General features: G+C 42.9%; 18 protein-coding genes. 10 read left to right on the plus strand and 8 right to left on the minus strand.

Features of this window, described 5'->3' with window-relative positions:
• Positions 1-18 precede the first annotated feature (18 nt).
• The 5 genes from POW22_RS08465 (at position 19) to POW22_RS08485 (ending at position 2819) form a co-directional block, all read left to right on the plus strand.
• Positions 19-198 carry a hypothetical protein gene (locus tag POW22_RS08465; RefSeq protein WP_272832214.1) on the plus strand — a complete coding sequence of 60 codons (180 nt, stop codon included), beginning with the start codon at positions 19-21 and terminating at the stop codon, positions 196-198.
• An 85-nt stretch (positions 199-283) separates the two neighbouring features.
• Positions 284-640 carry a hypothetical protein gene (locus tag POW22_RS08470; protein ID WP_272832215.1) on the plus strand — a complete coding sequence of 119 codons (357 nt, stop codon included), beginning with the start codon at positions 284-286 and terminating at the stop codon, positions 638-640.
• Between the two features lie 312 nt (positions 641-952).
• Complete coding sequence (locus POW22_RS08475) at positions 953-2095, plus strand: sensor histidine kinase (RefSeq protein ID WP_272832216.1); 1143 nt, start codon at positions 953-955, stop codon at positions 2093-2095.
• A gap of 5 nt (positions 2096-2100) precedes the next feature.
• Complete coding sequence (locus POW22_RS08480; RefSeq protein ID WP_272832217.1) at positions 2101-2490, plus strand: response regulator; 390 nt, start codon at positions 2101-2103, stop codon at positions 2488-2490.
• Between the two features lie 44 nt (positions 2491-2534).
• Positions 2535-2819, plus strand: coding sequence for a DUF2188 domain-containing protein (locus tag POW22_RS08485; protein ID WP_272832218.1), 285 nt, complete (start codon positions 2535-2537; stop codon positions 2817-2819).
• Here POW22_RS08485 and POW22_RS08490 read toward each other — a convergent pair.
• Positions 2816-3229, minus strand: a complete 414-nt coding sequence (locus POW22_RS08490) for a hypothetical protein (protein WP_272832219.1) — start codon at positions 3227-3229, stop codon at positions 2816-2818. The genes POW22_RS08485 and POW22_RS08490 overlap by 4 nt on opposite strands.
• Positions 3230-3427: 198 nt before the next feature.
• Between POW22_RS08490 and POW22_RS08495 the strand changes: the two genes are divergently transcribed.
• The gene (locus POW22_RS08495) at positions 3428-3886 is read left to right on the plus strand and encodes a hypothetical protein (RefSeq protein WP_272832220.1); all 459 of its coding nucleotides are present in this window, start codon (positions 3428-3430) and stop codon (positions 3884-3886) included.
• Between the two features lie 6 nt (positions 3887-3892).
• Here POW22_RS08495 and POW22_RS08500 read toward each other — a convergent pair whose 3' ends face one another.
• On the minus strand, positions 3893-4330 hold the full coding sequence (locus POW22_RS08500; RefSeq protein WP_272832221.1) for a YHS domain-containing (seleno)protein: 438 nt from the start codon (positions 4328-4330) through the stop codon (positions 3893-3895).
• 110 nt (positions 4331-4440) lie between these two features.
• Here POW22_RS08500 and POW22_RS08505 point away from each other — a divergent pair, with 110 nt between their 5' ends.
• On the plus strand, positions 4441-4890 hold the full coding sequence (locus tag POW22_RS08505) for a Na(+)-translocating NADH-quinone reductase subunit F (protein ID WP_272832222.1): 450 nt from the start codon (positions 4441-4443) through the stop codon (positions 4888-4890).
• 48 nt (positions 4891-4938) lie between these two features.
• On the opposite strand, the gene POW22_RS08510 is transcribed toward POW22_RS08505, so the two are convergent.
• Genes POW22_RS08510 through POW22_RS08520 form a run of 3 tightly spaced genes read right to left on the minus strand, consistent with a single transcriptional unit; the run spans position 4939 to position 7502 of the window.
• On the minus strand, positions 4939-5565 hold the full coding sequence (locus POW22_RS08510; RefSeq protein WP_272832223.1) for a carbonic anhydrase family protein: 627 nt from the start codon (positions 5563-5565) through the stop codon (positions 4939-4941).
• Positions 5566-5569: 4 nt separating this feature from the next.
• Positions 5570-7144, minus strand: coding sequence for a SulP family inorganic anion transporter (locus tag POW22_RS08515; protein ID WP_272832224.1), 1575 nt, complete (start codon positions 7142-7144; stop codon positions 5570-5572).
• 49 nt (positions 7145-7193) lie between these two features.
• Positions 7194-7502, minus strand: a complete 309-nt coding sequence (locus tag POW22_RS08520; RefSeq protein WP_272832225.1) for a hypothetical protein — start codon at positions 7500-7502, stop codon at positions 7194-7196.
• A gap of 127 nt (positions 7503-7629) precedes the next feature.
• Between POW22_RS08520 and POW22_RS08525 the strand changes: the two genes are divergently transcribed.
• The 3 genes from POW22_RS08525 to POW22_RS08535 all read left to right on the plus strand — a co-directional run bounded on the left by POW22_RS08525 (position 7630) and on the right by POW22_RS08535 (position 10365).
• A complete protein-coding gene (locus POW22_RS08525; protein WP_272832226.1) occupies positions 7630-8388 on the plus strand; it encodes a sulfite exporter TauE/SafE family protein in 759 nt (252 codons plus the stop codon).
• Between the two features lie 83 nt (positions 8389-8471).
• Positions 8472-9110 carry an NAD(P)H-dependent oxidoreductase gene (locus POW22_RS08530; RefSeq protein WP_272832227.1) on the plus strand — a complete coding sequence of 213 codons (639 nt, stop codon included), beginning with the start codon at positions 8472-8474 and terminating at the stop codon, positions 9108-9110.
• A gap of 64 nt (positions 9111-9174) precedes the next feature.
• A complete protein-coding gene (locus POW22_RS08535; protein ID WP_272832228.1) occupies positions 9175-10365 on the plus strand; it encodes a DegT/DnrJ/EryC1/StrS family aminotransferase in 1191 nt (396 codons plus the stop codon).
• Here POW22_RS08535 and ribB read toward each other — a convergent pair.
• The 3 genes from ribB to lolA1 are packed head-to-tail and all read right to left on the minus strand — an operon-like array spanning position 10362 to position 14165.
• On the minus strand, positions 10362-11504 hold the full coding sequence (gene ribB, locus POW22_RS08540; RefSeq protein ID WP_272832229.1) for a 3,4-dihydroxy-2-butanone-4-phosphate synthase: 1143 nt from the start codon (positions 11502-11504) through the stop codon (positions 10362-10364). The genes POW22_RS08535 and ribB overlap by 4 nt on opposite strands.
• Before the next feature lie 30 nt (positions 11505-11534).
• Positions 11535-13517, minus strand: coding sequence for an LptF/LptG family permease (locus POW22_RS08545; protein ID WP_272832230.1), 1983 nt, complete (start codon positions 13515-13517; stop codon positions 11535-11537).
• A 6-nt stretch (positions 13518-13523) separates the two neighbouring features.
• Entirely contained in the window at positions 13524-14165 is a 642-nt protein-coding gene (lolA1, locus tag POW22_RS08550) for an outer membrane lipoprotein periplasmic chaperone LolA1 (RefSeq protein WP_272832231.1), read from the minus strand.
• Positions 14166-14190 lie beyond the last annotated feature (25 nt).

The raw sequence follows: 14190 nt of genomic DNA on the forward strand, positions 1-14190 counted from the left end.
ATTTTAGTTTTTAAAATTATGATTGGAGAATTCCTCGCAGATTTGATCAAGTATGCGGTACTTGTTTTTGCCTATGTTGGATTATACCGATGGATAACTACTCGAAACGATGGAAAAAGACATATTCAGACTAAAGTTCTTACCATAATTTGTGTACTCTTAGTGATCTTTTTCTTTGTAGTTCCCTTATTCCAGTAACTAACATTCAATATCTATTACTTGCCTACCTTTAAGTTCAAGCAGAAGTTGTTCAGCATACAGGCAGATACAATTACCAAATAGCATGAAAGCGAATCAAACCATAGCCACGATCCTTCGATGGATACCCTCCTTATTACTCTGTTTAATCTCTGTGCCCAATGCTTTAGATAAAATGTTTAATACTGATCCGGCTGGGAAAATTGTAGAGAGTCCGGCAACAATGATCGTGACTGGAATTTTCTTATTGCTCGCGACAATCTTGTTTCTACTGCCAAATACGGTCCTTTATGGCACAGCAATGCTGGTGATTTACATGAGTTTAATTACAGTAATCCACCTCTACAAAGAAAAGCCACATGAAGTGGCACTATTGATCGTTATTGCGACAATTTTTGCTGCCTATTTAAGATTTCCTGTATATTTTAAAAAGACCGAATAAATTATTGATAAATTAAATTATTTTAGATTTTTTATCAATGGTCAATTCCTTATTTAGTTTAATTCTATTTGATTTATTTACTACCTTTGATATAGTTGAGGATATAGATACGTCTGTGGAGTACCGAATAGCAAGGGATAGCTGCTTTTTTCCCTATTGGCAGATGCCCAGACTGGAATTTAATATTCTTTTCAGACATGAGAATCCTTGATTTCAACATACCCCCCTTAGATAGACGCCATTCCTGTGTGGCGAGTTAAAGTAGTTCAACTACTTTTTTGAATATGAACTAATTTTTGATTAGAGTAATATATGGATCATTATCTCAAGGAAGAGCTTTATGATTTAGTCAAAAATGACCCGAGAATTTTTGATTTCATTCAAAAAGGATCTTTGGATGGTATTTGGTTTTGGGATCTCGAAAACCCTGAAGAGGAATGGATGAGTTCTAAGTTTTGGACAGAGCTGGGCTATGATCCTGCAACTATGCCGCATAAAGCGTCAGCATGGCGTGATATCATCAATCAAGATGATCTCAAAGTTGCGGGTGAAATGTTAAAGCGCCACTTTGCAAATCCAGAGGTGCCCTATGATCAGATTGTGCGCTATACCCATAAAGACGGCTCTATTGTTTATATACGGTGCCGAGGTATGGCAATACAGGATGAGACCGGTAAACCGATCCGAATGCTAGGTGCTCATAACAACCTGACTTCGGCTATAGAGTACACTTCGGCTAGAGAAATGACGCAGCGACTCGCCGATTTAAATATCGCATTGGAAAATAAGAACAAAGAGCTTGAACAATTTACCTATATCACCTCTCATGATCTACAGGAACCGTTAAATTCAATTCTGTCTTTCTCTGGACTCCTAGAGTCAGAGGTGGAAAGCTCAGATGAATTGGTCAATCAGTGCATTAGCGTGATTCGTGGCTCTGCCCTACGCATGAAGGACTTTATTGCCTCCCTGTTAGAATACTCCCGTATAGGCAGAGTGAAAGAACGACAGAACGTTGATATTCCAGCACTTATAGAAGATCTTAAAAAGGATCTTAACGATATAATTGAAAAACCAAACGCAAGTGTGGACTATATAGGTAAGCCATTGTCTATCCAAGCTTACAAAATAGATTTAAAGCGTTTGTTTAAGAACTTGATCCATAACGGAATCAAATACACCTCGCCTGGCACCCAACCAAAGGTTACTATAGACGTCAGCGAGGACGAAGCACATTACACCTTTTCCATTCGTGATAATGGAATTGGTATCCCCGAGGCGCAATTTGAAAATATTTTTGAAGTATTTAAGCGTCTTCATAACCGCGACGATTACCCGGGAACGGGTATTGGCTTATCACATGCCAAAAAAGTAGTTGAATTGCATGGAGGTAAAATTTGGGTCACCTCAGAATTGGGCAAAGGATCCACATTTTATTTTACCATCTTAAAGTAAGGCTTATGAAACGATTAGGACGAATTATGTTAGTGGACGACGATAAAAACACCAATTTCTTTAACAAACTGATGTTAACCAGAAATGATGTCACCGATGAGATCGTCGTTTTTGACAGTCCCGTGGAAGGGCTGGACTATTTAAAAACAAAAACAGATGAAGTTGATCTGTTGTTTTTGGATATCAATATGCCAATAATGACGGGCTGGGAGTTTTTGGAGAGTTATGAACGAGTGACAGGAACCAAATCGTACAAACCCATTGTGGTTATTTTGAGTACTTCACTGAATCCAGATGATATTGATCGAGCACACCAGATGAGAAATGTGGTCAAATACATCAATAAACCACTAGATCACATGACCATTCAAGAGGTTATGCAGGTTTTTGCTTAAGGCAGTATTCAGCTTCCATGGATTAAAATTCCTAACTTCGGCCCATGGCCAAAGAAAAGTCCTTCTTAAAAACCTTGTTGGAGATCATCACTCAGATCTTTGAAGCGACACAAAAGAGTTCACGTCCGCGTACTTGGCATCAGCATGTGGTTCCTTATCAGGACGGTTGGGCGGTACGAAGAGAAGGCAACAAACGCATTACTTCCAAACACAGGAAGCAAAGTACAGCGATCAACCGTGCCAAAAGCATCGCACGTAAAAAGAAGGCAGATGTGATCATCCACCGAAAAGATGGTGGAATTCGAGATCGGATCAGTTTTGACGATTAGTCCGTCCAGCCGCGTTTGGCGTAGACCTTATCCATAATATTGCTAAAACTCTCCACGTGGATTTTGTAGTTCTCCGGACTCAAAAAGTCTTTCATATCAGCATTTAAACGCGCAGTTAACTCATCAAACTTTTGCTTTTGCTCGGCGTCGGTATAGCCGTATTTGGGCAAAGCGAGTTTAGTCATTTTATAGGTATAAAAGGTGAGCAGGGTGTAGTAATCATCCTGTTGATCTTCTTCCAAGTTCATTTTAAGTACCTGCTCGTAGTACCACAGTCTTAAAAAACTCTTGTCCTTGTCGGTAAATATCGGTTCATACTGTTGTGCCTCTGCAGATTCGTCCTGTGCAGCAAGGCTTGTAGGTAGCGCCAATAAGGCCAAAAAAAGACAAAGAAGTTTGATGATTTTCATAATGATCGGTTCAGTTATACCTGTTGAAGTTACAAAAATTTTGGTCTTCTTCTTTGTAAATCAGCAGGCGGGATAGTAATTTTCAAACACAATTTCAATCTTTTACAAACCTCCCAAAGCTGTTTTTTGGATAACAATTTATTCGTACCTTATTGTTGGCATATATTTTGTATTCAATAGAAGTGTAAATCCAGGTGTATGGGGCAAAAACTAGCCATCAAATTGCTGCTTTTCTCGGGAATTCTCTTAGGAGTCGTAGGCTGCCAGGTCTATACGGTGAGCCCCGAAAGTTTTAAAATTCAAATGCTGGAATACCCAGTTTTTACTCAGTTAGACTCTACAGATAGCCTTTACCTAGGTCCGGTCTATTTTTATGCCTATGATATGGAATATGTCTTTGTGAAAGATAAAAATGGCAAGTCTAAGTTTTTGCAAAACAACCCGACTATTGAGGCCCGAATATTTGAATATAACGGGCGTAAATCTGTCTTTTACTTTGATACCATGGAGCTCAAAAATGATAGCCTGAGCGGAATCAGAAGCTTTTTAAATCCAGAGCGTAACGATATCAAGATTCCCTTTGACTCCATTGCCCGTATAGAGATTCAGAACAACAAAAAGAAATTCTATTTTGTAGAGGAAGAATTCACTCCTTAAGCGTGTTTAGTGCTGCGGATTCCAATTAGAATCGGCCAATTTCTGCAAGACCTCAGGTTCTTTCAGCCACTTTTTCAAGGTGTTGTTTCCCCAAGAGTTATAGAACAAGTACAGCTTCCCATCGCGAATTTCAAAGGTTTCTGGGTTAACGTCTACTTTTTTTCCATTCTTAGCGATCGCGTAAGCGCAGTAACCTCCGTATTCGGGCAAAAAGGCTTCTGGCGCGTCTTTAAAACGCTTTGCATTTGTTGCGGAAGCAAAACGATAAGTCGTTCCTTCGTGTTCTACCTGATGCGCTTTGGAACCCTCTTGGGCGGCGCCATCAAAATAGGCCACAACGTCATAGCCGTGAACAGCCACACCTTTTTTAGCGTTAATGTCTTGAGCGATTATAGAGCTGCTACTCATCAACATTAGGAGTGCAAATACGATTTGTTTGTACATGATCTTATTTTTTTCTGTAGTCAAAAAGCAGCATCACTCCTTACAGAAAAACAGAATTCAGGCGTTGTTTTTTTGCCGATTGCGTCATAACTTTACTGAAAAACAAGGCTATGCAAACCCCATCTCGATTTGATCGCGCGCTGCAAGCGCTGTATGAAGGATTCTACAACGGACAATTACATCCTGAAGATTCCTGCCGCTGTGCAGTAGGTACTCTTTGCAATGGTTGGAGCGCGTGGAAGCATTTTTCCGATCAACACGGGAGTCTTGATCTCAACTATGTGGGTAAGGTGCACGAAGGTCTTGGTCGCCGATATCAAGGGTATTTGCCTAGCGAACTCCTGCGCATAGAAGCTGCATTTTTAAAGGGATGTGGCTACGATCTACCTCTTGATCACAGAAGCAAAAGACCTGCGTCTCCAGCAGACGTGGAGGTCATTTACAAAGGTTTAATGTGCGCTATCACTGAGCTCTGCCGCTTGGACCGAATCCCAGACCTTTTGCCGCACACATCAGCTTTGGAAGAAATCTATCAGCAACGACAATTACAAACAGCATAAAAAAAGCCCGGTCAACTGCCGGGCTATTTTTTTTCAATGATATTCGATTTAATAGAAGGTCACGCTTCCATCAGCAATGTCATACATACCGCCAACAATAGCAATGCTGCCGTCTTCTTCCATCTCTTTTAGAACCGCAGATCGGTTGCGAATGTTCTTCATGGTCATTTCCACATTTTTCTTTGCAACAGCGTTGACAAAGTCAATGTTCTTAGAAGTTCTGTTCTCTGGCTCTGTAGGTTCTGTCACCGCTTCTACTGCAGGTTCTAGCTTGTTGATCAATGTGGTTAGGTTTCCTAATCGCGCGTGATCGCAGGCGCCTTTTACGGCTCCACACGCGGTATGTCCCAATACTACGATCAATTTGGTACCAGCCAGTTTACAAGCAAATTCCATGCTGCCCAAAATGTCATCGTTTACGAAGTTTCCAGCAATTCGAATACTGAAAACATCACCGATACCTTGGTCAAAGAGTAATTCGGCAGATACGCGAGAATCGATACAGTGCAAAACAGTTGCAAAAGGGAACTGCCCGTTGGCCGTATCGGCAATTTGTTCGTTCAGGTTTCTAGCAACCATATCTCCTGCCATAAAACGCTTGTTTCCGTCAATAAGGGCTTGGAGGGCAGAGGCTGGCGTCATGGCCGCCTGTGTTTCTTTAGTATGTGCTTTCATCTGTTTATGAAGTTGGTTTTAGTTTGAAGAATTCAATATAGCTTTCAGGATTCTCTACAGTACCGCGAGTGGAGATCAAATTGATAGTGATGTTCCTATTCTTGGCTTTCTCCTGAAAATCCTCTAATATTTCAATGATATCGTTGTCCAGATAACGCGTGTTGCGCACGTCTAACTCTAAGTATGAGTTTTCCTCTAAGGCGTCTAATTCCTTGAGAATGGCTCCTTTGTTGAAAAAGGTAACCTCTTCTGCCAAGGTCATTTTGATCTTGCGCTTACCGTTACTCTTGTCTTCAATGTTCAAGAAGTGTGAGTTTTGGTAACTCTTGATCAAGATCACAACGATCCCTACCGCTAAACCAAGACCAATCCCTTTTAGAAGGTCAAAGAATACAATCCCCAAAACAGTAACAACAAAAGGTACAAACTGCTTCCAGCCTAATTTGTACATCTTTACAAACAAGGCAGGCTTGGCTAATTTATATCCTACTACAAGAAGAATCGCTGCCAAAACAGAAAGTGGAATTTTATTCATTAGGGTAGGAATAGCGATTACTGCCAGAATCAGGAAAAACCCGTGAATGATAGCAGAAAGCTTGGTCTTACCTCCAGATTGAATGTTTGTAGAACTGCGCACGATCACCTGAGTAATTGGCAATCCACCAATCAGTCCAGATACCATATTTCCTGCGCCCTGAGCTAAGAGCTCTCTGTTGGTTGGCGTTACACGTTTTTCTGGATCGAGTTTATCCGTTGCTTCTACACAAAGTAGCGTCTCCAAGGAAGCTACTAAGGCAATGGTAAATGCAGTCACCCAAATACCAGAGCTAGTTATGGCGCTCCAGTTCGGGAAGGTGAATTGTCCTAAAAAGGAGTCAATACTTTCCGGCACAGGAATCTGCACCAAATGTTCTTTGCTGATCTCCATATCCGTCCCTAGGGTAAAAGAGAAAAAGATAATTCCCAAGACTACCGCTACTAAGGGACCTTGGATAAGTTTAAAGATGTTGGATTTTTTAGTCAGGACACGATCCCACAGAATCAGAATAGCCAAGGCGATCACCGCAATAAGCGTAGCTCCTGGGCTGATGTAATCCATCATATTCCCCAATTCAGAGAAAGTGGTTTGTCCGTCCATTTGATTGTAGGCAAAGTCGCCAATGGCGTCCTTATCGTAACCAAAGAAGTGCGGAATTTCTTTTAAGATAATAATGATACCGATACCGGTTAACATCCCTTTGATCACTGAAGACGGGAAGTAATAGGCAATGATCCCAAAGCGCAGCAATCCAAAGCCAATCTGAATAGCACCCGCCAATACAACAGCGAGCAAGAAGGTCTCAAAACCTTCTAAGGAAATGATAGCGGCCGATACAATAGCGGCCAATCCAGCGGCTGGTCCGGAAACTCCGATACTCGAACCACTTAAAGATCCTACAATGATTCCTCCAATGATACCTGCAATCAATCCAGAGAAGAGAGGAGCTCCACTGGCCAGTGCAATTCCTAAACAGAGTGGAAGTGCAACGAAGAATACGACAATACTTGCAGGCAAGTCGTTTTTAATGTGTTTTAGCATGACTTGCAATTTTTGCCCTATGGGCGGTTGAAATAAAATGAAATAAGACCTAGAGGCGGGTCATGCCTTCTGGAGGTGGGGAACTCACTTCTTTAGCCGGTAAAGTGTAGCCCGAGATGTAGGTGCCAAAATTATTTTGGCTGAGCTGCGTAAAGCCGAGAAGTGCATTATTCTCACGAGGGGTGTCCCATTGTTTTTCCTCCAATTCCTTCTCTGTCTTCTCCTTTTTAGATTCGTCATCGGTTTCTTGAACCAAAGAGGTCTCTACGCTGATTTCCAGCAAGGTACAAACAGAGGGGGCGAGTATCGATAAACTCAATACCCCAGAGATCACAAACAAGAATAAGGACTTCCTCATAGAGGTAAATATAATGCCTTTTTATGAATATCATAAATGATTTTAATGTAGATGATGTTAAAAATTATTAAGCTTCCCAGGCGCAGGAGCTTAGATCGCTTTCTTTAATGCCTTATTTTTGTCAGCAATGGAATTCGATTGGAATCTTTTACTACTCGTGGGTGCCGGTTTTGTAGCGGGTGTGGTCAATACCTTTGCGGGAGGCGGCTCTTTGCTTACCCTTCCTGTTTTGATCTTTATGGGACTACCAGCTGCTGTGGCTAACGGGACCAATCGCATCAGTATCCTTTTACAGACCTTATCGAGTTCTGCAGGTTTCTATTCCAAGGGGGTCAATACCTTTCCGTTCAGCATTTATTTAGCCATTCCCGCAACGCTAGGAGCGATCATTGGAGCGCGAATTGCCATTGATCTGCCCGAGGCACTTTTCAACAAGATCTTGGCTTTTGTCATGATTGCGGTGGTGGTTTATTTGGTGAGTCAGCGCAAACGCGGGGTAAAGGAAGTCGTGGAACGCCTAAGCGGCAAACATTTGTGGGTCAGTATGCTGTTCTTCTTTGTCATAGGTATTTACGGCGGATTCATTCAGGCGGGAACCGGCTTTTTGATCCTTTTAGTTTTATCAATGGTGAACCGATTGAGTTTGGTCAAGTCCAATGCGGTCAAGGTCTTTGTAGTCTTCATTTTCAACATTGGTGCTCTTTTAACCTTTGCACTGGCTGGAGATATCAAATGGAGTTACGGCCTGGTCATGTCTATTGGAAGCGCAAGTGGCGCTTGGATCGCTAGTCGCTGGGCGGTTGACAAAGGCGATAAGTTGGTCAAGATCTTTTTAGTCATTATGGTCTTGGCAATGGCTACCAAGCTCTGGTTTTTTACTTCTTAGTCATTGACACGACTTTTTTGACTATTTGAGAATCTTATAGAAAGTCAGTTTCTGTGCAGCGGCAAGGGTCGTATCTTTGCATTATGAAATCAGCAGTTGTACAAAATCTCCATTGGCGTTATGCCACCAAAAAATTCGATCCGAATAAAAAACTCAACGCTCAGCAAATAGAGACCCTTTGTGAGTCCTTCAATCTCACAGCGACCTCTTACGGTTTGCAGGCCTTGAAAATGGTGGTGATCAGCAATGCCGATCTCAAAAAGCAATTGGTTGCCCACAGTTGGAACCAACAGCAAGTGAGTGATGCTTCTCATCTTTTGGTGATCTGTCGCGAACGCACATTAGATAGTGATTACATTAAGGATCACTTTAAGCGCGTGGAGGAAATCCGCAACACGCCTCGAGAGATCTTGGATCCTTTTGAGAAGTATTTGTTGGATAGTTTTGCTGACAAGACCGAGCAGGAGATCGCCCAATGGATGGACAAGCAAGCGTACATCGCTCTAGGAAACCTGCTTACAGTCTGCGCGGTTGAACAGATTGATTCTTGCCCAATGGAAGGCTTTGATCCTCAAGCCTATGATGAACTCTTGGAGCTGGAATCTAAGGGCTTGCATTCCGTTTTGGTTTTGCCTGTAGGTTACCGTGCTGAAGATGATTTTATGGCCGATCTTAAAAAGGTCAGACGTGGCAGCGATAGCGTGATTATCAACATTGAATAACTTTCTACAATTGCCCGTCTGAGGGCACCGTGCAAATACTATATTTGCTAAAAAGATATAGCTCATGCCCGGATTTGAACTTTTTGGCGCTGCAGAACGCCAACACGTACAAGACGTTTTAAACACTGGTATTTTGATGCGTTATGGCTTTGATGGCCTGCGCGATGGTATTTGGAAGGCCAAAGAATTTGAGACTGCCTTTGCAGATCGAATGGGTGTAGACCATTGCCAATTGGTCAGCAGTGGTACCGCGGCCTTGACAGTGGCCTTAGCGGCTGCTGGTATTGGTGCAGGGGATGAAGTGATCATGCCTACCTTTACTTTTGTAGCGAGTTTTGAGTCTATTATCGCTATAGGGGCAGTTCCTGTTTTGGTAGATATAGACGACACGCTTTGTTTAGATCCCAAGGCTGTAGAAGCTGCGATCACAGAAAAGACCAAATGCGTCATGCCCGTGCATATGTGTGGGGCCATGGCCGATCTGGCTCCACTTAAGGCCATTTGTGATAAACACGATCTCTTGTTATTGGAAGATGCTTGCCAGGCCATTGGAGGAACCTACCAAGGCACTGCTTTAGGGGCTTATGGAGACCTGGGATGTTTTTCTTTTGATTTTGTTAAGACCATTACCTGTGGAGAAGGTGGAGGAGTTATCACTAATAATGCGGACTTCGCCAAACGCGCAGATCACTACCAAGACCACGGCCACGACCATATTGGAAACGATCGTGGAGCAGAGGGGCATCCGTTTTTAGGGTATAACTACCGCATCAGTGAGTTACAAGCAGCGGTAGGCTTGGGGCAGCTCAGTCAGTTTGATGAAATTCTAGCTATTCAAAAGAGAAACTTTAGCATCATTGCTGAGGCCTTAAAAGATCTGCCAAATGTCACGCCACGCAGAATTCCGGAAGGTGCTGAGGGAAACCATTCTTTCATCAACTTCTTTATGGAAACCGAGCAACAAGCGGCAAAGGCGCAAAAGGCCTTGGGAGAAGCCGGTATTGATGCTTGTTTCTATTGGTACAACAACAATTGGCATTATATCCGCGGCTGGGCGCATCTCAAGAATGCGACGGGCGCAGGGCCATTATCCGAAGCCATTAAAAAAGAGCTGTTGTCCTTAGAACAAAGAGATTTCTCCAAGAGTGATCATTGGATGGGTAGAAACCTGTCCTGTTTGGTGAAATTGTCGTGGACAGAGGACCAGGTTCGCGAGCGTGCCGCGACCATGCGTGAAGTGCTATCTAACCTTTAGTAGTTGATATAATCTGTGATCTCCAGACCGTAACCGATCATTCCAACACGTTTGGTCTGTTGGTTGTTGGAAATCAAACGGATCTTAGCAATGCCAAGATCATGCAGAATCTGAGCGCCAATACCGAAATCTTTGTTATCCATAGCAATACGCGGCGCTTTAACTACTTCGTCACCCGCTTGTTGCTCTTTTAACGCACTTAGACGCTTGAGTAAATTCAAGGATTGCGATTGCTGATTGATAAACACCACAGCACCTTTACCTTCTTTCTCGACAGCTTTGAACATATCGTCCAGCTTCTTGTCTGCATTGTTGGTCAAGGTTCCTAGGATATCGTTATTGACCAAAGTAGAATTGATGCGCACGGCTACCGGCTCGTCTGCAGTCCAATCGCCTTTGGTTAGCGCAAGATGGACCTGATCATTGGTTGTTTGCTTGTAAGCGCGCAAACGGTAGCTTCCAAAATTCGTAGCGATCTGAAAATCTTCCATCTTATCGATCAAAGAGTCGTGCTGCATGCGGTAAGCAACCAAATCCTCAATAGAGATCAATTTTAGGTCGAATTTCTTGGCTACGTCTACCAACTGCGGTAAACGGGCCATGGTTCCGTCTTCATTGAGAATTTCTACCAAGATCCCAGCTGGCTCCATTCCGGCAAGACGCGCTAGGTCAATAGCGGCTTCTGTATGCCCTGTTCTGCGCAGTACGCCGCCTTCTTTTGCGCGCAATGGGAAAATGTGTCCTGGGCGGCCTAGATCGTGTGGCTTGGTAGTTTTATCTACCAAAGCTTTGATGGTTTTAGATCGATCGTGTACAGAAATACCTGTAGTACATCCGTGACCAATCAAATCCACAGAAACTGTAAACTGGGTATGGTGTAGAACCGTATTGTTCTCTACCATCATATTGAGTTCCAGTTCTTGACAACGCTCTTCTGTAAGCGGAGCGCAGATCAATCCGCGACCGTGAGTGGCCATAAAATTGATCATCTCTGGGGTTACAGATTCCGCAGCAGCGATAAAATCCCCTTCATTCTCTCTGTTCTCATCATCCACAACAATGACCACCTTGCCAGCGCGAATGTCTGCAATGGCTTCTTCTATAGTATTGAGTGTGATTTGCGATTGAGCCGTCTCCATGAATTCAAAATTTATGCAAAGATACGGTCTTTATAGTTGTTTTATGTCTGCTTCAATGCGTTTGTTGAAAGTGCGTCTAAAGAAGTAGAAAAACGGAATCCCGAAGAGAATGTACGCCACAAAAACTTCAATAGGAGTTTTCTTTTTCATGGCTTTGTATATCTTATTGTGCCATATCAAGGTTTGAATCAGTTTGATATAAATAAACCCAAAACTCACATAGGCAATAATGGGCAAGGCTTTTTCAACCAACCAAGAGGATTCTCCGGCTCTGTATACACTGCTGATCAGCCAAGCGAATACAATAGCCAGATTGATCAAGTAGAAATAAAGTGTTTGCTTGGAGTATTTTTTATACTCGCCATAGGCCAGCATGCTCTCATTGTAGATATGATCTTCAAAATTGCCTTGCATACGCAGTTCTAATTCAGAGATGCCTCGTTGTTCCAAGTAGAGTAGGGCCTGATTGCGATACGTACTGCTATAACCGAATTTTCGGTGATACTTGACCACTTGGATAAGCCCGTCGTTATCTAAGGCGTACAACTCATCTTTCTGCTCTTGGGACAAGGCAACCTGATTGGCCATTACCGGTGCCAATTGACGCTTGCGTCTAAATCTTCCAAAGAAACTGTCAAAATCAAAGACGTTTTGGTCTGTAGTGGCTCTATAAGTGATCCAGATACCTAAGGGAAGGAGGATCAAACTAGAAAGCCAAGTCGCAAGGACAGCGTTTAAAGAACCGTCTTCTGCGCTGTTCTTGGCAAAGATCCCAATAAAGTGATAGGTCAAAAAGAGTAGAATTGCAATTACCATGGGCAGACCGAATCCACCTTTTCTAATGATTGCGCCTAGGGGTGCACCAATAAAGAAGAGTATGATACAAGCAATAGCAAAGACGTATTTCTCATGCAGGGCAATCTCGTGTTTGATGATGTTCTTGCGCTTTAAAAAGAACTCATCCTTTTTAGCCTCTAAGGTCTGTAGGGTTCCGCTGATGCTGCTCTGCGCTATTTGTATGATTTTTTTCTGATCAGTTGGCTGAAAGGCATCCAAAGGATTGTAGACGGAATCTTTAGGTTCTTTAGGCGAATAATTCTCTCCAATACTCGCAACCCCAGAACGCAGATACATGGTATTGGCAAAGGTCTTGATGTCTGTCGAGAAATTGTCGGAGAGGGTATCGATGGCAGGGATCAGCTCAGAGATTGGATACATACCGTGATTGCTGAGTTCTCCTTCTGCTTCCAGATCGATGTTGTTGATCTCACTCAGATCGATGTTTATGGTATAGGTGTCCAGATAACTCTTGACAAAGGGTTTTCGCTTTTTCTTTTTCACATCCCGAACTTGGACCTCGTCATAGTAATAGACGTTGTCCAGCTTGAGTGAAAGCAGGTTGGAATCTTCCGAACCAATAAGTTCACCACGTTCTGCGACCATCACGGTGTAGTTCCCGGCAATTTTTGGTTTTTTCTTGTGTATGATCACCTGATCCAGATACTGGTCCCGATCTCCGGACTTTTCTTCAACCTTGATGTTGAGCTCGTCACCAATAGAACTGAATTGCCCTTCTGCAATGACCATGGCCGGCTTTTTCTGCGCGATATTGCGCCTAAGATTCAAGGATTTGTATTCCGCCCAAGGAATGACGCTGTTAGCGAACCAAAAAGCGGTCAAACTGATGGTGACAATAAACAAGGTCAAGCTGCGCATGGCGCGTTGCAAGGAGATCCCTGTAGACTTCATAGCCGCGAATTCATACTTCTCTGCAAAGTTTCCAAAGACCATGAGGGAGGAAACCAAGATCGTTAACGGCAATACCAGTGGTATCAACTTAGGGGAGAAGTACATCAAAAATTTCAGTACCACGACCATGTCCAGTCCCTTTCCAGCCAGTTCAGAGATATACAACCAGATGGTCTGGAGGATAAATATGAACATCAGGATAAAAAATACGCTTAAGAATGTGCGTATATAGGTGACCAGTATGTATCGATCGAGTATTTTCAAATGCCTCTAGTTCAGCCTGTTGATGTAATAGCCGTCTGCTTCGTACTTAGGCTGATCAAAACTAAACAAGGTTTTTGAAATGGGCTGATTGGTTTTAAAAGAATTAACAGTAATTGTAAACTCAGTCCCATTGGCATCGGTTTGAATCAGCTTGTAGATGTGCTTGGTCATGCTGTCAATGCCCAACAAAATATCTTTGATCTCTGCATTGCTATCAATAGGCATCAATTTCACGTATTGGATCTTGCGCCCTTTTACGTTTTGTACGATGTCCATTTTATAGGTGTAGCCCTCTTCATAGAAGGTGAGCATTTCACTAGGAGTAATTCCCGTTTTCTCATCACTGCCAATAGTTGAGATGGTCACTTCTTCATCTTCTGGAACTATGGAATAAATATTCACTCCATCACTGATGCGGGTGGTTCCCAGCATATTTAGATGGTATTTATCTCCCTCTAGGGTCACATTGCCACGGGTGTCTTGTTTCACCTTTTGCTTCTCATTGTTGAGGCTGTATTTAAAGTCGATGACAATGTTTTCATAGGACCGCACTTTGGCAGATACTTCATCCAGTAAGGTCTTGGCGTCCTGTGCGGCGGCAAATCCTCCGCTTAAAACTAATAAACAACCGAGTACTATCGCTCTCATGGTTTCTAAGTTTTTTGTTGCTCAG

It is taken from the genome of Gilvibacter sediminis (genome assembly GCF_028561565.1).
GTDB lineage: Bacteria > Bacteroidota > Bacteroidia > Flavobacteriales > Flavobacteriaceae > Gilvibacter > Gilvibacter sediminis.